Below are 20,903 nucleotides of genomic sequence, written 5' to 3' on the forward strand. Positions count from 1 at the left end.
ATCGCCCGCGCCTTGGCTCGGCGGCGGCGGCGGGCGTAGAATCCATGCATTCCTCGCCACCCATCCCCTGGCGGGCCCTGAGCACGGGTCAGACGCGCGGCCACCCCGCGACGTCCGGTGACCCCCGCCGAACGCACGGCCATCTCCCGTTTGCATCCGGTCCAGTCGACGCTCACCATACGAACATCACCTGATCAGCCGCAGGAACCGTGTCATGCCCGATTACCGCTCGAAAACCTCCACCCAAGGTCGCAACATGGCCGGCGCCCGCGCCCTGTGGCGCGCCACCGGGATGAAGGACGAAGACTTCAAGAAGCCGATCATCGCCGTCGCCAACTCCTTCACCCAGTTCGTGCCCGGCCACGTGCACCTGAAGGACATGGGCCAGCTGGTCGCCCGCGAGATCGAGAAGGCCGGCGGCGTGGCCAAGGAATTCAACACCATCGCCGTCGACGACGGCATCGCCATGGGTCACGACGGCATGCTCTATTCGCTGCCGAGCCGCGAGATCATCGCCGACTCGGTGGAATACATGGTCAACGCCCACTGCGCCGATGCCATCGTCTGCATCAGCAACTGTGACAAGATCACCCCCGGCATGCTGATGGCCGCCCTGCGCCTGAACATCCCGGTGGTGTTCGTCTCCGGCGGGCCGATGGAAGCCGGCAAGACCAAGCTGGCCAACCACGGCCTCGACCTGGTCGACGCCATGGTCATCGCCGCCGACGACAGTGCCAGCGACGAGAAGGTCGCCGAGTACGAGCGTAGCGCCTGCCCGACCTGCGGCAGCTGCTCCGGCATGTTCACCGCCAACTCGATGAACTGCCTGACCGAGGCCCTGGGCCTGTCGCTGCCGGGCAACGGCTCGACCCTGGCCACCCACAGCGACCGCGAGCAGCTGTTCCTGCGCGCCGGGCGCCTGGCGGTGGAGCTGTGCCAGCGCTACTACGGCGAGAACGACGACTCCGTGCTGCCGCGCAATATCGCCAACTTCAAGGCGTTCGAGAACGCCATGATGCTGGACATCGCCATGGGCGGCTCGACCAACACCATCCTCCACCTGCTGGCCGCGGCCCAGGAGGCGGAGATCGATTTCGACCTGCGCGATATCGACCGCCTGTCACGCATCGTGCCGCAGCTGTGCAAGGTGGCACCGAACATCCAGAAGTACCACATGGAAGACGTGCACCGCGCCGGCGGCGTCTTCAGCATCCTCGGCGAGCTGGCTCGCGGCGGCCTGCTGCACACCGACGTGGCCACCGTGCACAGCCCAAGCATGGCCGACGCCATCGCCCAGTGGGACATCACCCAGACCCGCGACGAGCAGGTGCACACCTTCTTCAAGGCCGGCCCGGCCGGTATCCCGACCCAGACCGCGTTCAGCCAGAGCACCCGCTGGCCGAGCCTGGACGATGACCGCGAGAACGGCTGCATCCGCAGCGTCGAGCACGCCTACTCCCAGGAAGGCGGCCTGGCGGTGCTGTACGGCAACATCGCCCTCGACGGCTGCGTGGTGAAGACCGCCGGCGTGGATGAATCGATCCACGTGTTCGAAGGCACCGCGAAGATTTTCGAGAGCCAGGACGCCGCCGTGAAAGGCATTCTCGCCGACGAGGTCAAGGCCGGTGATGTGGTGATCATCCGCTACGAAGGCCCGAAAGGTGGCCCGGGCATGCAGGAAATGCTCTACCCGACCAGCTACCTGAAATCCAAGGGCCTGGGCAAGGCCTGTGCCCTGCTCACCGATGGCCGTTTCTCCGGCGGCACCTCGGGCCTGTCCATCGGCCACGCCTCGCCGGAAGCCGCTGCCGGCGGCGCCATCGGGCTGGTGGAAGACGGCGACAAGATCCATATCGACATCCACAATCGCACCATCCAACTGCTGGTCAGCGATGAAGAGCTGTCGCACCGCCGCCACGTGCAGGACAAGAAGGGCTGGAAGCCGGTGGAACAGCGTCCGCGCAAGGTCACCACGGCGCTCAAGGCCTACGCCCTGCTCGCCACCAGCGCCGACAAGGGCGCGGTGCGCAACAAGGCACTGCTGGACGGCTAAGCGCAAGCACCAGCGAACCCGAGAGCCCGGCCCCGTGCCGGGCTTTTGCTTTGCCCCCACTGCCGCGTGCGCGGGAGGGACGGGGGAAGAGGGAAGACATGAAAATCGGCCTGATCAGCGACACCCACGGCCTGCTGCGCCCCAAGGCGCTGGATGCCCTGCAGGGCTGCGATCACATCCTGCATGCCGGCGATATCGGCAAGCCGGAGATTCTCGACGCATTGGGCGAAATCGCACCGCTCAGCGCGGTGCGCGGCAATAACGACGAGGGCCTGGACTGGGCGACGGCGCTGCCGGAATCGCTCGAGCTGGACCTGGCCGGGGTGCGTCTGTTCATGACTCATGACGCGGCCCACCTGCCCGGCGACCTGGCCGCCCGCGGCATCCACGTCGCCGTCTGCGGCCATAGCCACAAGCCGCTGGCGGAACCGCGCGCCGGCCTGTTGCTGGTCAACCCCGGCAGCGCCGGGCCGCGGCGCTTCAAGCTGCCGATCTGCCTGGCGCTGCTGCATCTGCAGGATGGACAGATCCGCGTGGAGCACATCGATCTGATCTAGGCGGCGCCGCGCGCACCTATGTCATTGCGTCGAACGCCGTTCCCACACCTCGAAGGCATAGAAGGGACTTTCGCCGGTCGCCGGGTGCTCGACGCTGGAGGCCAGGCGCCAGTCGTCCTGATCGATGTTGGGAAAGTGGGCATCGCCCTCGGGCTCGAGGCCAACCCGGGTCAGGTACAGGCGATCCGCCTGCGCCAGGCCCAACTCGTACAGCTGCGCACCACCGATCAGCATCAGCTCCTCGGCCTCCTCCGCGCGCGCCCAGGCCTCGGCGCGTTGCAGCGCGGCGTCCAGGGTCGGGAAGACTTCGGCGCCGTCGAGCTGCAGGCCGACCTGGCGGCTGACCACCAGATTGAGCCGCCCCGGCAGCGGCCGCCCGAGCGAATCCCAGGTCTTGCGTCCCATGATGATCGGCTTGCCCAGGGTCAGGGCCTTGAAGTGCTTGAGGTCCGCCGGCAGGTGCCAGGGCAGCTGATTGTCGCGGCCGATCACGCGGTTGTCGGCGAGGGCGGCGATCAGGCAGAGGGGAAGAGTCGTTTTCATGGCCGCGAGCATAGCAGAGCGCCCGAAGCCCCCGCAGCCCACCTTTGGCTTTGCCGAGTGCCGCACAGAACCATCTAGGCTTGGACCTCTGTAGCAGAATCGTCACCCTTGCCGGTGCAGGCTCGGGTTTCCATCCCTGTGCAAGGAGGTACCACCATGTTGACCAAACCGCTTCGCAGCTGGCTGCTCTGCGCCGGTCTGTTATTACCGAGCCTCGGCCTCGCCGCGCCCGCCACGCCCGATAGCGTGCAGGCCGCCATCGACTGGGCCCAGCAGCAGCCCGGCGCCCACCAGGACAAACCCCGCGGCGAGGCCAGACCGCTGGTCATCGCCCACCGCGGCGCCAGTGGCTACGTACCCGAGCACACCCTGGCGGCCTACGCCCTGGCCGTGCTGCAGGGCGCCGACTATATCGAGCCGGATCTGGTGATGACCCGCGACGGCCAGCTGGTGGCGCGCCACGACAACGAGCTGGGGCTGACCACCGACGTCTCCCAGCGCCCCGAGTTCGCCAATCGCAAGCGCACCCAGACGGTCGACGGCGTCAGCCTGGAGGGCTGGTTCAGCGAGGACTTCAGCCTGGCCGAACTCAAGACCCTGCGCGCCATCGAGCGCATCCCGCAGCTGCGCCCGGGCAACACGCGCTTCGACGGCCAGTTCGAGATCCCCAGCCTGCAGGAGATCATCGACCTGGTGAAGAGCCTGCAGCTCAGCCAGCAACGGGTGATCGGCCTGTACCCGGAAACCAAGCACCCGACCCACTTCCAGCAGATCGGCCTGGCCATGGAGCAGCCGCTGGTCAAGGTGCTCAAGCGCAACGGCTACCACAGCGCCAAGGCGCCGGTGTACATCCAGTCCTTCGAGGTGGAGAACCTCAAGACCCTGAGCCGTCTGACCCAGGTACGCCTGGTGCAACTGCTGTGGACCGAGGGCCAGCCCTATGACCAGCAGGTGCTCGGCAGCGGCCTTACCTACGCGCAGATGAGCACCCCGGCCGGGCTCAGGGCCATCGCCCGCTACGCCGCCGGCATCGGCCCGGAGAAGAGCCAGATCATCCCGCGCGACGCCGCCGGCAAGCTCACCGCCCCCACCAATCTGGTGCGCGATGCCCATGCCGCCAAGCTCAAGGTGCACCCCTACACCTTCCGCGCCGAGAACGCCTTCCTGCCGACCGACCTGCGCAGCGGCGGCGAACCGGCCGAGCGCGGCGATATCGAAGCCGAGCTGCGCGCCTTCCTCGCCACCGGCATCGATGGCCTGTTTATCGACCAGCCGGACATCGCCGTGCGCCTGCGCCAACGCGACTGATCAATGGCTCTCTCCGCCGCGGGAGAAGGCCACGGCTGCTGCCATTCGCACCCGACCGGATCAGGGGTTATCCTCAGCCCCTGATCTGGCCGACGAGACGCCGCGTGACTGACGCCGCCCCGCAACCCGACACCCTGCACCGCCTCTGGCTCAGCGAGGCGATCCGCCTGCGCGAGGAACACGCCGGCGCGCTGGACGACGCCGAGGCCAATCGCCTGGCCCGCGCCAGCGGTGGCGACCTGAGCGCGCGTATCCAGCAACGCGCCCTGCTGCTGGCGCGCCGCGACGGCCAGTGGCCGGCCCTGCTGCACTGGCTGCAGGGCGCCCGCCTGGCCCTCTTCGCCCTCGCCGCCCTGGCCCTGCTCAGCGGTATCGGCCTGGCCCTGGCCGGCCTCGGCGACGGCAGCCGACCGGTCAACGTGTTCTGGGCCCTGGGCAGCCTGCTCGGCCTCAACCTGCTGCTGCTACTCGGCTGGCTGCTCGGCCTGCTGCTGGCCCGCGACAGCGCCGGTGCCCTCGGTCGTCTGTGGCTGTGGCTGAGCGAAAAGCTCGCCCGCGACGCCGCCGCCGTGCAGCTGGCCCCCGCCCTGCTGCTGCTCCTGCAGCGCCAGCGCCTGAGCCGCTGGGGCCTCGGGGTGCTGGTGCACGGCCTGTGGGCCCTGGCCATGCTCGCCGCACTGGCCAGCCTGCTGCTGCTGCTCGCCACCCGCCGCTACGGTTTCGTCTGGGAAACCACCATCCTCGGCGGCGACAGCTTCATCGCCCTGACCCGGGCGCTCGGCGCCCTGCCCGCCCTGCTCGGCTTCAGCCTGCCGGACGCCGAGCTGATCCGCGCCAGCGGCGAGGCCGCCCTGCTCGACGAGACCGCGCGGCAGAGCTGGGCCGGCTGGCTGATCGGCGTGGTGCTGGTCTACGGCCTGCTGCCGCGCCTGCTGCTGATGCTGCTGTGCCTGTGGCGCTGGCAATCGGGCAAGGCGGCGCTGCGCCTGGACCTCGACCTGCCCGGCTACGGCCTGCTGCGCCAGCGCCTGCAGCCGGACAGCGAGCGCCTCGGCGTCTGCGACCTGGCGCCGGCGGCCCTGTACCAGCCGGCAGGCGGCGCCCACGCGGACGGCGGTAGCGGCGCCCTGCTGCTCGGCCTGGAGCTGGACGAGCGCCGCCCCTGGCCACCGGCTCAGCTGCCCAGGGGCGTGCTCGACGCCGGGGTGATCGACAGCCGCGAGCAGCGCCGCCAGCTGCTCGACCAACTGACCCGCTACCCACCCGAGCGCCTGGCCATCGCCTGCGACCCGCGCCGCTCGCCGGACCGCGGCAGCCTGGCGCTGCTCGGCGAGCTGGCGCGCTCGGCCTCCGCCACGCGCATCTGGCTGCTGCCGCCCGCGCCCGGCGAAACCCTGGACAGCGCACGCCTGGCCGACTGGCACCAGGCGCTGGACAAATTGCAACTGGCGCACGGCGACACGGCGCCGTTGAACTGGCTGGAGAGCGGGCATGATTGAAGCCCGATATACCCGTAGGGTGGATGACGCTTCACCCATCCACCATTGGCGACGGTGGATGAAAAAAGCGTCATCCACCCCACGAAGTCTCACGACGCCGAGATCCGCACCATGAGCCAGCCGCTACGACTCGCCCTGGTCGGCCACACCAACGTCGGCAAGACCTCGCTGCTGCGCACCCTGACCCGCGACGTCGGGTTCGGCGAGGTGTCGCCACGCGCCAGCACCACCCGCCATGTCGAGGGCGCGCGCCTGTCGGTCGACGGCACCGCGCTGCTGGAGCTGTACGACACCCCCGGTCTGGAAGACGCCATCTCCCTGCTCGACCATCTGGAGCGCCTCGACCGCCCCGGCGAACGCCTGGACGGCCCGGCGCGCCTGGCCCGTTTTCTCGAGGGCAGCGAGGCGCGCCAGCGCTACGAGCAGGAGGCCAAGGTACTGCGCCAGCTGCTGGCTTCCGACGCCGGGCTATACGTGATCGACGTGCGCGAGCCGGTGCTGGCCAAGTACCGTGACGAGCTGGCAGTGCTGGCCATGTGCGGCCGGCCGCTGCTGCCGGTACTGAATTTCGTCGCCAGCGGCGAACACCGCACCGCCGACTGGCGCGAGGCCCTGGCGCGTCTCGGCCTGCACGCCCTGGTGGCCTTCGACAGCGTGGCCCCGCCCGAGGACGGCGAACGCCGCCTGTACGAGAGCCTGGCCCTGCTGCTGGAACGCTCGCGCCCACAATTGCAGCGCCTGATCGAGGATCACCAGGCGCAGCGCCGGGCGCGGCACCAGGCCGGCGCGCGACTGGTCGCCGAACTGCTGCTCGACTGCGCCGCCTGCCGGCGCAGCGTCGCCGCTCAGCCAGTGCTGGAGCAGGCCGCCATTGCCGCGCTGCGCGAGACCATCCGCCAGCGCGAGCAGCGCTGCGTCGAGGCCCTGCTGCGTCTCTACGCCTTCCGCCCGAGCGATGCCCAGGCCGGCGACCTGCCGCTGCTGGACGGCCGCTGGGGCGACGACCTGTTCAATCCGGAAACCCTCAAGCAGCTCGGCATCAAGGTCGGCGGCGGCATGGCGGCGGGCGCGGCCACCGGGGTCGGCGTCGACCTGCTGGTCGGCGGTATCACCCTGGGCGCAGCTGCCGCATTGGGCGCGGTGATCGGCGGCAGCGCGCAGACCCTGCGCAATTACGGGGAAAGGCTTAAAGGCAAATTGAAGGGCCAACGCGAGCTGACCGTGGACGATGCCGTGCTGCGCCTGCTCGCCCTGCGCCAGCAGCAACTGCTGCGCGCCCTGGACGCCCGCGGTCATGCGGCGATGGAGGCCATCACCCTCAGTGCCCCGCAGGAAACCCTGTGGCGCCAAGGCAAGTTACCCGCGCCACTGAACCTGGCCCGCGCCCATCCCGAATGGTCGTCGCTCAACCCCGGTGCTCGCCTGGAAGAGGCCGAGCGCGCCGAACAGGTGGAGCGGCTGCGCAGTGAAATCGCCGTGCAACCGGTGGGCTAAAGCCCACCCTACGCCCACCTGCGCCGCCACAAGCTCCGTCTGCGTCAGACCGCCACCGGCGCCTTGATATGCGGGTGCGCTTCGTAGCCGACCAACTCGAAGTCCTCGAACTTGAAGGCCAGCAGATCCTTCACTTCGGGGTTGAGCTTCATGGTCGGCAGCGGCAGCGGCTGGCGAGTCAGCTGCAGGTCGGTCTGCTCGATATGGTTGGCGTACAGGTGGCAGTCGCCGCCGGTCCAGATGAACTCGCCCGGCTCGAGGTCGCAGACCTGCGCCACCATCAGGGTCAGCAGGGCGTAGCTGGCGATATTGAAGGGCACGCCCAGGAAGATATCGGCCGAGCGCTGGTAGAGCTGGCAGCTGAGCTTGCCGTTCGCCACGTAGAACTGGAACAGCGCGTGGCACGGCGGCAGGGCCATCTGCTCGACCAGCGCCGGGTTCCAGGCCGAGACGATCAGCCGGCGCGAGTCCGGGTTGCTCTTGATCATCTCGATCAGCTTGGCGATCTGGTCGATCGACTCGCCATTGGGCGCCGGCCAGCTGCGCCACTGGTAGCCGTACACCGGGCCGAGGTCGCCGTTCTCGTCGGCCCATTCGTCCCAGATGGACACGCCGTTTTCCTTGAGGTAACGGATGTTGGTGTCGCCCTGCAGGAACCACAGCAGCTCGTGGATGATCGAGCGCAGGTGGCACTTCTTGGTGGTGACCAGGGGGAAGCCTTCGGCCAGGTCGAAGCGCATCTGGTAGCCGAACACGCTGTAGGTGCCGGTGCCGGTGCGGTCTTCCTTGAAGGTGCCGTGCTCACGCACGTGGCGCATCAGGTCGAGGTACTGTTTCATCGGGCGGCTCCTTGAACAGGCTGGCGCTTGTAGGCGTAAAGAATCAGGCCGATACCGCCGAGGATCATCGGCAGGCACAGCACCTGGCCCATGGTCAGCCAGTTCCAGGCCAGGTAGCCGAGCTGGGCGTCCGGCACACGGACGAACTCGACGATAAAGCGGAACAGCCCGTAGCAGGCGGCGAACAGGCCGGACACCGCCATGGTCGGGCGCGGCTTGCGCGAGTAGAACCAGAGGATGGCGAACAGCGCCACGCCCTCTAGGGCGAACTGGTACAGCTGCGAGGGATGCCGCGCCAGTTGCTGCGGGTCGGTGGGAAACACCATGGCCCAGGGCAGGTCGGTGGCCTTGCCCCACAGCTCGGCGTTGATGAAGTTGCCGATGCGCCCGGCGCCCAGGCCGATCGGCACCAGCGGGGCGATAAAGTCCATCAGTTCGAAGAAGCTCTTGCCGTTGCGCTTGCCGAACCACCAGGTGGCCAGCATCACCCCGAGCAGCCCGCCGTGGAACGACATGCCGCCCTCCCACACCCGCAGGATCTTCGCCGGTTCGGCGATATAGGCCGCGAAGTCGTAGAAGAACACGTAGCCCAGACGGCCGCCGAGTATCACCCCCATGGCCACCCAGAACACCAGGTCGGAGAGCTTCTCCTTGTTCCAGCCGGCGTCGAAGCGGGCCAGCCGGCGCGAGGCCAGCCACCAGGCGCCACCGATGCCAACCAGGTACATCAGACCGTACCAGTGGATTTTCAGCGGGCCCAGGGCGATGGCCACCGGGTCGATCTGCGGATAAGGCAGCATCAATCACTCCTTAGATCAAAAAACTCAGGCCCACGCTGAACAGCAGCAGGGCGAACAGACGCTTGAGCAGACGCGGCGACAGGCGATGGGCCAGGCGCGCGCCGAAGCGGGCGAAAAACATGCTGGTGACGGCGATCCCGACCAGCGCCGGCAGGTAAACGAAACCGACGCTCCACGGCGGCAACTGCGGGTTGCCCCAGCCGGTGGCGACGAAACTCAGCGCGCCGGCGAGGGCGATCGGCAGACCGCAGGCCGCCGAGGTGGCCACCGCCTGCTGCATCGGCACGCTGCGCCAGACTAGGAAGGGCACGGTCAGCGAGCCGCCGCCGATACCGAAGATCGCCGAGGCCCAGCCGATCACCCCGCCGGCCGCCGCCAACCCCGGCTTGCCTGGGACAGCGCGGCTGGCCCTGGGTTTCAGGTCCAGGGCCATCTGCGCGGCGATGACCAGGGCGAACACGCCGATGATCTTCTGCAACCAGCCGCCCTCGATAGCCGCCGCGGTCAGCGCGCCGAGCGCCGCGCCGAACAGGATGCCCAGGCTCAGCCAGCGAAACAGCGGCCAGCGCACCGCGCCCTGACGCTGATGCTCGAGCGCGGAATTGATCGAGGTGAAGACGATGGTGGCCAGCGAGGTGCCCACCGCCAGGTGGGTGAGAATCTCCGCCGGCATGCCCTGCGCGGCGAAGCTGAAGACCAGCACCGGCACTATGATCAACCCGCCGCCCACGCCGAACAGGCCGGCCAGCACGCCGGCGGCCGCGCCCAGCAGCAGGTAGAGCAGCAGTTCCATCGACACCCCCGAAAACAAAGCGGCATGGTAGCGGAATTGCCCCGGCAGCGGCAGGCTCCGGGCGTCGGCCACAGGGCGCCGGGGCGGATCCACTCCGCCGTTTCGGCTTCGTGCTAGCCTGCTAGGCACACTCCGTACAAGGATCGTCCCATGTGCCTGATCGTTTTCGCCTGGCGTCCAGATCACCCGCAGCCGCTGCTGTTGGCGGCCAACCGCGACGAGTTCTACGCCCGCCCCAGCTGGCCGCTGCGCGAGTGGGAAGACGCGCCGGGGCTGTTCGCCGGACGCGACCTGCAGGCCGGCGGCACCTGGCTGGGGATGAGCGCGGACGGCCGCTTCGCCGCGCTGACCAATATCCGCGACCCCAGCCAGGAGCCCGGCCAGCGCTCGCGCGGCGAGCTGCCGGTGGCCTTCCTGCGCGGCACGCTGACGCCGCAGGCCTACCTCGCGCAGATCGCGGCCAGGGCCAGCGACTACGCCGGCTTCAACCTGTTGCTCGGCGATGCGCGCCAGCTCTGGTACTACAACAGCCGCGAGGACGACCCGCGCCCCCTGGCGGAGGGGCTCTACGGCCTGTCCAACGCCAGCCTCGACAGCCCCTGGCCCAAGCTGCAGCGGGCCAAGGCGACGCTGGAGAACTGTCTCGACGCGCCCGACAGCCAGCGTCTGCTGGCCCTGCTGGCCGACACCACGCAACCACCCGAGCACCTGCTGCCCGACACCGGCGTCGGCCCGGCGGTCGAGCGCCTGCTGGCCACCGCCTTTATCGCCAGCGCCAACTACGGCACCCGCGCCAGCACCGCGCTGCTGCTCAACGCCGACGACAGCTGGGAGCTGGTCGAACGCAGCTTCGGTCCGCAGGGCAGGCCGCTGGGCGAGGTGGCTGTACGCAGGTAAGGGGCGCCACGCGCGACCTAACGGGTAGCCCGGATGTCATCCGGGCTACGAGGCAGGCACGCCGGTTCAGGCCTGGATATTCGACGCGGGGTTGATCACCCGGCCCAGGCCGAGGTTGCGCAGGGCCAGGTGCAGGGTGCTGTAGATCAGGTGCGGGTTGTCCATGGTCATCACCTGGCCGAGCAGCTCCCTGGCCTTGCTCAGGGTGATCTGGCGCAGCAGCCACTTGACCTTGGGCAGGTTGGTGGCGTTCATCGACAGCGAGTCGAAACCCATCGCCAGCAGCAGCACGGCAGCGGCCGGGTCGCCGGCCATCTCGCCGCAGATGCTCACCGGCTTGCCTTCGGCATGGGCATCGTGGATCACCTTCTGCAGCGCCTGCAGCACCGCCGGGTGAAGGAAGTCGTAGAGGTCGGCGACCCGCGGGTTGTTGCGGTCCACCGCCAGCAGGTACTGGGTCAGGTCGTTGGAGCCGACCGAGAGGAAGTCCACCTGGCGCGCCAGCTCGCGGGTCTGGTAGACCGCGGCGGGAATCTCGATCATCACGCCGATGGGCGGCAGCGGTACGTCGGTGCCTTCGTCGCGCACCTCGCCCCAGGCGCGGTGGATCAGGTGCAGCGCTTCCTCCAGCTCCTGGGTGCCGGAGATCATCGGCAGCAGGATGCGCAGGTTGTTCAGCCCTTCGCTGGCCTTGAGCATGGCGCGGGTCTGCACCAGGAAGATTTCCGGGTGGTCGAGGGTGACGCGGATGCCGCGCCAGCCGAGGAAGGGATTCTCTTCCTTGATCGGGAAGTAGGACAGCGCCTTGTCGCCGCCGATATCCAGGGTGCGCATGGTCACCGGCAGCGGGTGGAAGGCCTGCAGCTGCTCGCGGTAGGTGGCCAGCTGCTCCTTCTCGCTGGGGAAGCGCTCATTGACCATGAACGGCACTTCGGTGCGGTACAGGCCGACGCCCTCGGCGCCGCGCTGCTGGGCGCGGGCGACGTCGGCGAGCAAGCCGGTGTTGACCCACAGCGGCATGCGCTGACCGTCGAGGGTCTCGCAGGGCAGCGCGCGCAGGGCGTCGAGGCCCTCGGTGAGCTGGCGCTCCTCCTCGACCACCTCGGCGTACTGCTTGCTCAGCAGTTCGCTGGGGTTGGTGAACACCTCGCCGTGGTAGCCGTCGACGATCAGCTTGATGCCGTCGATCTTCGAATAGGGCAGGTCGACCACCCCCATCACCGTGGGGATGCCCATGGCGCGGGCGAAGATCGCCACGTGCGAGTTGCCCGAGCCGGTCACCGAGATCAAGCCGGCCAGCTTGCCCTCCGGCACCTCGCCGAGCATCGCCGGCGACAGCTCCTCGCTGACCAGGATGGTGTTGTCCGGGTAGACCAGGGCGCTCTTGCGCTCCTCCTGCAGGTAGGCGAGCAGGCGCCGGCCGAGGTCGCGCACGTCGCTGGCGCGCTCGCGCAGGTAGGCGTCGTCCATCAGCTCGAAGCGCTGCACGTGGTCGAGCACCACCTGGCGCAGGGCGCCCTGCGCCCACTGGCCGGTCTTGATGACCTTGCGCACCTCGTTACCCAGGGCGGCGTCGTCGAGCATCATCAGGTAGACGTCGAACAGCGCGCGTTCTTCCTTGCGCAGCTGGGTGGCGAGCTTGGCGGACAGCTCGTGCATGTCCTCGCGTACCCAGCCCAGGGCCTTGTCGAACAGCTCCAGCTCGGCGGCAATGTCGTCCACCGCACGATCCGGCACCACGTTGAGGTCGGCCGGCGGCAGCACCACCACCGCGGTGCCGACGCCGGCGCCGGGGGCGCCGGGCACGCCGACGAACTTGGCCTCCTGCACGCCCTTGCCCTGGCGGCCGAGGCCGCGGATCGAGCCGGTGGCCTCGGCATGGGCGATGACCCCGGCGAGCTGGGCGCTCATGGTGACCAGGAAGGCTTCCTCGCCCTCGTCGAACTGGCGACGCTCCTTCTGCTGCACCACCAGCACGCCCATCACCCGCCGGTGGTGGATGATCGGCGCGCCGAGAAAGGAGGCGTAGCGCTCCTCGCCGGTCTCGGCGAAGTAGCGGTAACGCGGGTGGTCGGCGGCGTTTTCCAGGTTCAGCGGCTCCTCGCGGGTGCCGACCAGGCCGACCAGACCTTCGTTGGGGGCCATGCTGACCTTGCCGATGGAGCGCTTGTTGAGGCCCTCGGTGGCCATCAGCACGAAGCGGTTGGTTTCCGGGTCGAGCAGGTAGACCGAGCAGACCTGGCTGCCCATGGCCTCCTTGACCCGCTGCACGATGATCGATAACGCCGCCTTGAGATCCTTGGCGGCGTTAACTTCCTGGACGATCTTGCGCAGCGTATTGAGCATGGCTCGGTTCTAGTCCGTATCAGTCGCGCACCAGCAGGCGCGGGGCGAGTTCCTTGAGGGCGCGGCGGTACACCTCGCGCTTGAATGTGACCACCTGACCCAGCGGATACCAGTAACTGACCCAGCGCCAGCCGTCGAACTCGGGCTTGCCGGTCAGGTCCATGCGCACCCGCTCTTCGGCGCCGGTCAGGCGCAGCAGGAACCACTTCTGCTTCTGGCCGATGCACAGCGGCTGGCTGTGGGTGCGCACCAGACGCTGCGGCAGACGATAACGCAACCAGCCGCGGGTGCAGGCGAGGATCTTCACATCCTGCTCCTCGAGGCCGACTTCTTCGTTGAGTTCGCGGTACAGCGCCTCTTCCGGCGATTCGCGGTCGTTGATCCCGCCCTGGGGAAACTGCCAGGCATCCTGGTTGATGCGCCGCGCCCAGAGCACCTGGCCGACATCATTGGTCAGGATGATGCCGACATTCGGGCGGAAACCATCAGAATCGATCACGGCAAGCAACCTCGTACGCGCAAGTTCCGGCATTGTTCCACAAAGCCGGCGACAGCGGCAACGCGGCCTGCGGCGCGGTAGGAAAGGTCGTCTAAAGCGGCTATTCTGGCGCGCCCAACCGGTTTCCCACGAAGGTACTCAAGGTGCGCCTGGCCCTATTCGATCTCGACAACACCCTGCTCGCCGGCGACAGCGATCACAGCTGGGGCGACTTCATCTGCCAGCGCGGCCTGGTCGACGCCGACGAATACCAGGCGCGCAACGATGCCTTCTATGCCGACTACTGCGCCGGCAAGCTGGACGTGGTGGCCTACCAGAACTTCAGCCAGGCGATTCTCGGTCGCACCGGCATGGAGCAGCTGGCGCAGTGGCACCGCGAGTTCATGGCCGAAGTGATCGAGCCGATCATCCTGGCCAAGGGCGAGGCGCTGCTGGAAGAACACCGCAAAGCCGGCGACAAGCTGGTGATCATCACCGCCACCAACCGCTTCGTCACCGCGCCCATCGCCGCGCGCCTCGGCGTCGAGACGCTGATCGCCACCGAATGCGGCATGGAAGGCGGCCGTTACACCGGGCAGATCGCCGGCGTGCCCTGCTACCAGCAGGGCAAGGTGACGCGGCTGCACGAGTGGCTGGCGCAGACCGGCCACAGCCTGGACGGCAGCTACTTCTACAGCGACTCGCGCAACGACCTGCCGCTGCTGGAAGTCGCCAGCCAGCCGGTGGCGGTGGACCCGGACGAGGTGCTGCGCGCCACCGCCGTCGAGCGCGGCTGGCCGGTGATTTCGCTGCGTTGAATCCAGCGCTTCGCGGCTGCAGCCGCTCCTACGCGCCGCGCGTAAGGTCCTTCAGCCGGGTGCAATCCGGGAAACCGATGCCCCGGATTGCCCCGGGCTACGCCCATGCGCACCGGGCGCATGCAGAGGCGGCGCCCGCGACGCCGCCTACGCCGGTTTGGCGCCCATCAAGGCCATGATGGCGATCAACAGCACCAGGATCAGCACCGCGTAGATCAGGCACAGGCGCCCCAGCGCGGTCGGCGCCGGGGCGTCGCCCAGCGCGCGCCAGGCGGCCAGACGCCCGGCCAGCAGCAGGCCGAGCAGCATCAGCACGGCGTAGAGGATGCTGCCCAGCAGCAGCCAGGTCTGTCCCAGCGGCCAGCCGACGTTGTCCACCAGCCACCAGCCGGTCAGCGGCAGGCTCAGCGCCAGCACGGCGAAGGCCGGCAGGCTGTACAGCAGGGTCACGCGCAGCTTGCGCGCCAGCACCGCGGCATCGCCTGCGCGCTGCGCCTTGAACAGCATCACGGCGTGAGCGATCAGGCCGAGCAGCAGCAGGATGCCCGGGGCGCCGTGGAGAATGCGGACCAGCAGGTAGTGTTCCATCAGACTTTCCTTATCAACCCAGAAACAGGGAATAGGCGGGGTTGTCGCTCTCGTCCCAATAGGGGTAGCCGATGGCGTCCAGCGCCTCGGCCACCAGGTGGCGCTCGCTGTCCGGCACCTGCAGGCCGGCCACCACGCGGCCGTCGGCGGCGCCGTGGTTGCGGTAGTGGAACATCGAGATGTTCCAGCGCCCGCCGAGTTTCTGCAGGAAGTTGAACAGCGCGCCCGGCCGCTCGGGGAACTCGAAGCGGAACACCATCTCGTCGCTGACCCGCGCCGCGTGGCCGCCGACCATATGGCGGATATGCAGCTTGGCCAGCTCGTTGTCGGTCAGGTCCAGCACCGGGAAGCCCTGGGCGCGCAAGCCTTCGACCAGCGCCGCGCGCGGGTCGCTGTCGGGGTGGGTCTGCACGCCGACGAAGATGTGCGCCTCGCGATCGGTGTGGTAGCGGTAGTTGAACTCGGTGATCTGCCGCTTGCCGATGGCTTCGCAGAAGGCCTTGAAGCTGCCCGGCTGCTCGGGGATGGTCACGGCGATGATCGCCTCGCGCTTCTCGCCCAGCTCGGCGCGCTCGGCGACGTGGCGCAGGCGGTCGAAGTTGACGTTGGCGCCCGAATCGATGCCCACCAGCACCTTGCCCTGGGCGCGCTCGCGCTCGACGTACTTCTTGATCCCGGCCACGGCCAGGGCGCCGGCCGGCTCGGTGATCGAGCGGGTGTCGTCGTAGATGTCCTTGATCGCCGCGCAGATCTCGTCGCTGCTGACGGTGATCACCTCGTCGACGTATTGCTTGCAGATATCGAAGGTGTGCGCGCCGATCTGCGCCACCGCCACGCCGTCGGCGAACAGCCCGACGCTCGGCAGCACCACCCGTTCGCCGGCCGCCATGGCGGCCTGCAGGCAGTTGGAGTCGTCCGGCTCGACGCCGATCACCTTGATCTCCGGGCGCAGGTACTTGACGTAGGCGGCGATGCCGGCGATCAGGCCGCCGCCGCCCACCGGCACGAAGATGGCGTCCAGCTGGCCCGGGTGCTGGCGCAGCACCTCCATGGCCACGGTGCCCTGGCCGGCGATCACCAGCGGGTCGTCGTAGGGGTGGATATAGGTGTAGCCCTTCTCCTCCACCAGCTTCAGCGAATGCGCCAGCGCCTCGGGGAAGGCGTCGCCGTGCAGCACCACCTTGCCGCCGCGCGAGCGCACACCCTGCACCTTCAATTCCGGCGTGGTGCGCGGCATGACGATGGTCGCCTTCACCCCCAGGTGCTTGGCCGCCAGGGCCAGGCCCTGGGCGTGGTTGCCGGCCGAGGCGGTGACCACGCCGCGCTCCAGCTCTTCGGCCGACAGCTGGGCCAGCTTGTTGTAGGCGCCGCGAATCTTGAACGAGTACACCGGCTGCAGATCCTCGCGCTTGAGCAGAATCTGGTTACCGAGCCGCTCAGACAGCTGGCGGGCCGGTTGCAGCGGGGTTTCCACCGCGACGTCGTAGACGCGCGAGGTGAGGATCTTCTTCACGTACTGTTCGAGCATGGCGAGTTCGCAGGCGGTCGGGCTTGGAGGGGACTGCCGAGTCTACCCCAGCGCTTCGCCGTGCGACCACAGAGAGTGCGGGGTTTTTGCCCGCCATGCGGCTATAATTCGCGCCTCTTTTCCCTCCCTTGCCAGGCGCACCCCCGCGATGAACCAGGATCAGCTGAAACAGGCCGTGGCCCAGGCCGCCGTCGACCACATTCTTCCCCGCCTCGACAGCAAGAGCGTCATCGGCGTGGGCACCGGCTCCACCGCCAACTTCTTCATCGACGCCCTGGCCAAGCACCGGATGGAATTCGACGGCGCGGTGGCCAGCTCCGAAGCCACCGCCGCGCGGCTCAAGGGCCACGGCATCCCGGTGTACGACCTGAACACGGTGAGCGAACTGGAGTTCTACGTCGACGGCGCCGACGAGAGCGACGAGCACCTCCACCTGATCAAGGGCGGCGGCGCCGCGCTGACCCGCGAGAAGATAGTCGCCGCGGTAGCGCGCACCTTCATCTGCATCGCCGACGCCAGCAAGCTGGTGCCGGTGCTCGGCACCTTCCCGCTGCCGGTCGAGGTGATCCCCATGGCGCGCAGCCACGTGGCGCGCGAGCTGGTCAAGCTGGGCGGCGACCCGGTGTACCGCGAGGGCGTGCTGACCGACAACGGCAACATCATCCTCGACGTGCACAACATGAGCATCGTCGACCCGGTGAAGCTGGAAGCGGACATCAACGCCATAGTCGGGGTGGTCACCAACGGCCTGTTCGCCGCCCGCCCGGCCGACCTGCTGTTGCTGGGGACTGCCGAGGGCGTCAAGCGCATCAGCCGCTGAAACTGGCCGGATAGGCAGGAGGGGCTAGGCTAAAGCCGAATCCCCCTCACCAGGAGTGCCTCATGTCCGGCAAGTTCGAGCTGAAGAAGGCCAAAGACGGCCAGTTCCATTTCAACCTGCTGGCCGGCAACGGCCAGGTCATCCTCACCAGCGAGCTGTACAAGGCCAGGGATTCGGCGCTGAACGGCATCGACTCGGTACGCAAGAACGCGCAGCGCGCCGGCGCCTTCGAGACCAAGGCCGCGAGCAACGACAAGCACTACTTCGTGCTCAAGGCCACCAACGGCCAGGTGGTCGGCCAGAGCCAGATGTACGCCAGCGCCGCCAGCTGCCAGAACGGTATCGAATCGGTGCAGAAGAATGCACCGGACGCCGCCCTGGACGATCAGACGGCCTAATCGGCCGCCTTCCTGAACAGATAGAACAGGTTCGGCTCGCTGATCAGGTAGAGGTTGCCGGCGTCGTCGGTGGCCACCCCCTCGGCCTGCGGCACACCGCGCCGCAGGCCGTGCTGGCCGGCCAGCAGCGACAGGGTGCTGACCGGCTTGCCCGCCGCGTTCAGTTCGATCACCAGGCGCGACTCGTCCGACAGCGCCAGCAGGTGGCCGGTGGCGCTGTCGAAATCCAGGCTCGACAGGTCGCGCACGAACAGCCGTGCATCGCGCTTGGGGTCGGTGTTGACCTGCAGCGCTAGCGGCTTGCCCGCATCGACATGGGGGAAGCCGAGCACCTCGAAGATGCGCACCGGGTCGCGCTCCTTGGCCACCAGCAGGCGCTGGTTCTTGGCGTCGTAGGCCAGCCCCTCGAAGCCCTTGTTGCCGCCCGCGCCAATGCCCAGCGACAGCTGCTGAAAATCGGCGGCGTCGAGCACCCGGGTGGCGTCGTCGATGCGCACCTTGACCAGACGCTGCTCGCGCTCGTCGGCGATCACGTAGGTGCCCGGCGCCACGTATTCGATGGCCTCGGGGTCGCCGAAGCCTTGCAGGTCGATGCTGCGCTTGAGCTGCCCGTCCAGGCTCAGCTCGATCACCCGCGCCGGTTTGTTGGTGACGCTGAACAGGCTGGCGCGATCCGGGTCGTAGGTCAGCGCCGAGACGTCGCTGATGTCGCCGATCGGCTTGGCGTCGATCACCACCCGGTAGTCGCCCAGCCACAGCGAGCGCTCGCGCCACTCTCCGCCGTGCCGCCACTCCTGCACCACGAACCAGGCGCGCTCGAACAGACGGTATTGCTGGCCCAGCACGGCGCCGACCAGCAGCAGGAACAACAGGATGTAGAGCCAGGGGTTGAAACTCAGCAGACGGCGCATGACGACTCTCTCTGACGACAACGAAAAAGCCCGCCACGGAACGGGCCGTGGCGGGTTAGCAGAAAACCTTCGATCAGTTGATCAGCTCGACGCGGTCGACATCGATCTCGCGGCTGTTGAAATCCTTGTCCACTTCGCCGGTCAGGCGCACCTTGGCGGTTTCCGAGACGGTCTGGTTCGGCCAGTCTTCGTCGTCGATCTCCACCTGGATGGTGCCGCTGGCGTCCTTGAATTCGTAGAGTTCGTCCTGCAGACGCTTGACGATCTGACCTTCGAGCACCACCTGGGTGTCGTCGGCCGCCTGCAGCGCGGCGGAAACGCTGGTGACCTGCGGCGTGGCGCCCGGGCCGGTGTAGCCGGTGGCGAAGGCGGCGGAGCTGAGCAGCGGCAGAACCAGCAGAGCGAGAGCGTTACGTTTCATGGTGTTGACCTCGTTGTTCGTAAGTGACGGGGTCAGATTAGGGCGGCAAGCTGAAGCCAGACTGAATCGGCGCTTAAGCCAAGCTGAACGGCTCAGCCGGCGTCCGGCGCCGACTTGCTGAACACGTAGAACAGATTGGGCTCGGCGACGATATAGATGTTGCCCTGCTCGTCCATGGTCACCCCTTCGGCCTGCTCGATGGCCCGCTCCAGGCCGTTGCGGCCGCCGCTGAGGCTGAGGAAGCTGACCGGCTGGCCGGCGCGGTCGAGCTCCAGCAGCATGCGCGATTCGTCGGACAGCACCAGGGTATGGCCGGTGCGCGCATCGATGCTCAGCGAGGAGATATCGCGCATGCCCAGGTGCTTGTAGCTCAGCGGCTGCAGCACACCGGCGGCGCCGTCCTCGCCGGGGAACGGCAGGCTGAACAGGCCCAGCGGGCTGCGCTCCTTGCCCAGCAGCAGGCTGCGGCTGCGCGCATCCCAGGCAATGCCCTCGAAGCCCTTGTTGCCGGCATCGACGAAGCCCAGGTCGAAACCGGGGAAGTCGGCGGCGTCCAGACTCAGTTCGTCCTCGCCGAGGGTGAAGGCGGTGAGCTGGCGGCGGCGCTCGTCGATGATCGCCATGCGCCCGCCGTCGAGCATCTCCACCCCTTCCGGGTCGGCGAAGCCGGTCAGCTCGATGCGCCGCAGCACCTCGCCCTCGCGCGACAGTTCGACCAGCAGCGGATGCTTGCCGGTGACGGTGAACAGGGTGCCAGTGGCGGGGTTGTAGGTCAGCCCGGAGGTTTCGTCCTCTTCCAGGCCGGCCAGCGTCTTGGCCTGGATCACCGCGCGGTAGCCGGGCAGCCAGACGCTGGCCAGGCGATCCACCAGGGGCGTGCGGCCCTCCTGCCACCAGAGCAGCGCGCGGTCGTCCCAGTGCAGGGCATGCACCGCCAGCGCCAGCGTTGCCGCGGCAGCGCCGGCGAGCCAGTAGCGAGGACGGAACACGGGGGAACGGCGAGAGGACATGGGCGACGGCTCGGCTGCTTGATGGCAATCCGACATCCGCTGTCGAATGGAGTTCCGCCGCCCGTCGGGCGGCGGAGCGCGTCTTATAGCACGCGGCTGGTGAAACTACTGTGACCGACCAACTCCAGCACCAGCTCGTCGCCCTTGTGCAGCGCGCCGACGCCCACCGGGGTGCCGGTGAGGATGACGTCGCCCGGCTGCAGGGCGAAGTGCCCGGCCATGTGCTGGATCATCGCGACTATGGGGTTGAGCATGTCGCGGCTGTTGCCGTCCTGGCGGGTTTCGCCGTTGATCGACAGGCGAATGCCAATATCGGCCAGGTCCTCGATGGCATCGCCGGGCACGAAGCGCGCCAGCACGCAGGCGCCGTCGAAACTCTTGGCGATTTCCCAGGGGTAGCCCTTCTCCTTGAGCTTGGCCTGCACGTCGCGCAGGGTCAGGTCCAGGGCCGGAGCGAAGCCACTGATGGCGTCACGCACTTCCTCGGCATCCGGCCTCGATGACAGCGGCTTGCCGATCAGCACGGCGATTTCCGCCTCGTAATGCACCGCGCCGCGATCCTCGGGGATGCTGAAACCGCCGTCCAGCGGCACCACACAGGAGCCCGGCTTGATGAACAGCAAGGGTTCGCTGGGCACCGGGTTGTTCAGCTCGGCGGCATGCTCGGCATAGTTGCGGCCGATGCACACGACCTTGCCAAGGGGAAAGTGGACGGTGGTTCCGTCGACGTACTGGTGCTGATAGCTCATCACCGACTCCTGTGTTGTTCGTATTGTGGTCATCCCGGCTTGTGGCCGGTCAG

Annotated in this window: 21 protein-coding genes; 9 read left to right on the forward strand and 12 right to left on the reverse strand. The window is 68.1% G+C overall.

Going from position 1 to position 20,903, the window contains the following annotated elements:
- Positions 1-214: 214 nt before the first annotated feature.
- Both ilvD and EA796_RS18445 read left to right on the forward strand, forming a co-directional pair.
- Positions 215-2,053: a dihydroxy-acid dehydratase gene (ilvD, locus tag EA796_RS18440; RefSeq protein WP_122109660.1), complete on the forward strand. Its 1,839-nt coding sequence runs from the start codon at positions 215-217 to the stop codon at positions 2,051-2,053.
- A gap of 98 nt (positions 2,054-2,151) precedes the next feature.
- On the forward strand, positions 2,152-2,610 hold the full coding sequence (locus EA796_RS18445; protein ID WP_122109661.1) for a metallophosphoesterase family protein: 459 nt from the start codon (positions 2,152-2,154) through the stop codon (positions 2,608-2,610).
- A 21-nt stretch (positions 2,611-2,631) separates the two neighbouring features.
- On the opposite strand, the gene EA796_RS18450 is transcribed toward EA796_RS18445, so the two are convergent.
- On the reverse strand, positions 2,632-3,165 hold the full coding sequence (locus EA796_RS18450) for a dihydrofolate reductase (protein WP_122109662.1): 534 nt from the start codon (positions 3,163-3,165) through the stop codon (positions 2,632-2,634).
- A 144-nt stretch (positions 3,166-3,309) separates the two neighbouring features.
- On the opposite strand from EA796_RS18450, the gene EA796_RS18455 reads away from it, so the two are divergent.
- The 3 genes from EA796_RS18455 (at position 3,310) to EA796_RS18465 (ending at position 7,454) form a co-directional block, all read left to right on the forward strand.
- A complete protein-coding gene (locus EA796_RS18455; RefSeq protein WP_122109663.1) occupies positions 3,310-4,461 on the forward strand; it encodes a glycerophosphodiester phosphodiesterase in 1,152 nt (383 codons plus the stop codon).
- Between the two features lie 104 nt (positions 4,462-4,565).
- A complete protein-coding gene (locus tag EA796_RS18460; protein WP_122109664.1) occupies positions 4,566-5,960 on the forward strand; it encodes a DUF2868 domain-containing protein in 1,395 nt (464 codons plus the stop codon).
- Between the two features lie 111 nt (positions 5,961-6,071).
- Positions 6,072-7,454, forward strand: a complete 1,383-nt coding sequence (locus EA796_RS18465) for a GTPase/DUF3482 domain-containing protein (RefSeq protein ID WP_122109665.1) — start codon at positions 6,072-6,074, stop codon at positions 7,452-7,454.
- A gap of 44 nt (positions 7,455-7,498) precedes the next feature.
- On the opposite strand, the gene EA796_RS18470 is transcribed toward EA796_RS18465, so the two are convergent.
- Genes EA796_RS18470 through EA796_RS18480 form a run of 3 tightly spaced genes read right to left on the reverse strand, consistent with a single transcriptional unit; the run spans position 7,499 to position 9,886 of the window.
- A complete protein-coding gene (locus EA796_RS18470; protein ID WP_122109666.1) occupies positions 7,499-8,293 on the reverse strand; it encodes a thymidylate synthase in 795 nt (264 codons plus the stop codon).
- Positions 8,290-9,093 (reverse strand): prolipoprotein diacylglyceryl transferase, encoded by an 804-nt coding sequence (lgt, locus tag EA796_RS18475; protein ID WP_122109667.1) that lies wholly within the window; start codon positions 9,091-9,093, stop codon positions 8,290-8,292. The genes EA796_RS18470 and lgt overlap by 4 nt, the downstream gene beginning before the upstream one ends.
- Positions 9,094-9,103: 10 nt before the next feature.
- Entirely contained in the window at positions 9,104-9,886 is a 783-nt protein-coding gene (locus EA796_RS18480; RefSeq protein ID WP_031303056.1) for a sulfite exporter TauE/SafE family protein, read from the reverse strand.
- A 150-nt stretch (positions 9,887-10,036) separates the two neighbouring features.
- Between EA796_RS18480 and EA796_RS18485 the strand changes: the two genes are divergently transcribed.
- Positions 10,037-10,783: an NRDE family protein gene (locus EA796_RS18485; protein WP_122109668.1), complete on the forward strand. Its 747-nt coding sequence runs from the start codon at positions 10,037-10,039 to the stop codon at positions 10,781-10,783.
- A gap of 66 nt (positions 10,784-10,849) precedes the next feature.
- Here the strand turns inward: EA796_RS18485 and ptsP are convergent, their stop codons facing one another.
- Both ptsP and EA796_RS18495 read right to left on the reverse strand, forming a co-directional pair.
- Positions 10,850-13,129 carry a phosphoenolpyruvate--protein phosphotransferase gene (gene ptsP / locus EA796_RS18490; RefSeq protein ID WP_122109669.1) on the reverse strand — a complete coding sequence of 760 codons (2,280 nt, stop codon included), beginning with the start codon at positions 13,127-13,129 and terminating at the stop codon, positions 10,850-10,852.
- A gap of 19 nt (positions 13,130-13,148) precedes the next feature.
- On the reverse strand, positions 13,149-13,628 hold the full coding sequence (locus EA796_RS18495) for an RNA pyrophosphohydrolase (protein ID WP_122109670.1): 480 nt from the start codon (positions 13,626-13,628) through the stop codon (positions 13,149-13,151).
- A gap of 143 nt (positions 13,629-13,771) precedes the next feature.
- Between EA796_RS18495 and EA796_RS18500 the strand changes: the two genes are divergently transcribed.
- On the forward strand, positions 13,772-14,425 hold the full coding sequence (locus EA796_RS18500; protein WP_122109671.1) for an HAD family phosphatase: 654 nt from the start codon (positions 13,772-13,774) through the stop codon (positions 14,423-14,425).
- A 147-nt stretch (positions 14,426-14,572) separates the two neighbouring features.
- Here the strand turns inward: EA796_RS18500 and EA796_RS18505 are convergent, their stop codons facing one another.
- The gene (locus EA796_RS18505; protein ID WP_122109672.1) at positions 14,573-15,013 is read right to left on the reverse strand and encodes a DUF2269 family protein; all 441 of its coding nucleotides are present in this window, start codon (positions 15,011-15,013) and stop codon (positions 14,573-14,575) included.
- A 13-nt stretch (positions 15,014-15,026) separates the two neighbouring features.
- Positions 15,027-16,541: a threonine ammonia-lyase, biosynthetic gene (ilvA, locus tag EA796_RS18510; protein ID WP_021442585.1), complete on the reverse strand. Its 1,515-nt coding sequence runs from the start codon at positions 16,539-16,541 to the stop codon at positions 15,027-15,029.
- Positions 16,542-16,689: 148 nt separating this feature from the next.
- Here ilvA and rpiA point away from each other — a divergent pair, with 148 nt between their 5' ends.
- Both rpiA and EA796_RS18520 read left to right on the forward strand, forming a co-directional pair.
- A complete protein-coding gene (gene rpiA, locus EA796_RS18515; RefSeq protein ID WP_122109673.1) occupies positions 16,690-17,361 on the forward strand; it encodes a ribose-5-phosphate isomerase RpiA in 672 nt (223 codons plus the stop codon).
- A gap of 62 nt (positions 17,362-17,423) precedes the next feature.
- On the forward strand, positions 17,424-17,759 hold the full coding sequence (locus EA796_RS18520) for a YegP family protein (protein WP_122109674.1): 336 nt from the start codon (positions 17,424-17,426) through the stop codon (positions 17,757-17,759).
- Here the strand turns inward: EA796_RS18520 and EA796_RS18525 are convergent.
- The 4 genes from EA796_RS18525 to EA796_RS18540 form a co-directional block, all read right to left on the reverse strand.
- A complete protein-coding gene (locus EA796_RS18525; RefSeq protein ID WP_122109675.1) occupies positions 17,756-18,670 on the reverse strand; it encodes an SdiA-regulated domain-containing protein in 915 nt (304 codons plus the stop codon). The genes EA796_RS18520 and EA796_RS18525 overlap by 4 nt on opposite strands.
- A gap of 73 nt (positions 18,671-18,743) precedes the next feature.
- Positions 18,744-19,091: a NirD/YgiW/YdeI family stress tolerance protein gene (locus tag EA796_RS18530; RefSeq protein ID WP_122109676.1), complete on the reverse strand. Its 348-nt coding sequence runs from the start codon at positions 19,089-19,091 to the stop codon at positions 18,744-18,746.
- Between the two features lie 92 nt (positions 19,092-19,183).
- Entirely contained in the window at positions 19,184-20,101 is a 918-nt protein-coding gene (locus EA796_RS18535) for an SdiA-regulated domain-containing protein (RefSeq protein WP_021442580.1), read from the reverse strand.
- Between the two features lie 83 nt (positions 20,102-20,184).
- Entirely contained in the window at positions 20,185-20,850 is a 666-nt protein-coding gene (locus tag EA796_RS18540; RefSeq protein ID WP_122109678.1) for a fumarylacetoacetate hydrolase family protein, read from the reverse strand.
- Positions 20,851-20,903 lie beyond the last annotated feature (53 nt).

The sequence above is a fragment of the Pseudomonas sp. AOB-7 genome (assembly GCF_003696305.1).
Lineage (GTDB): Bacteria > Pseudomonadota > Gammaproteobacteria > Pseudomonadales > Pseudomonadaceae > Aquipseudomonas.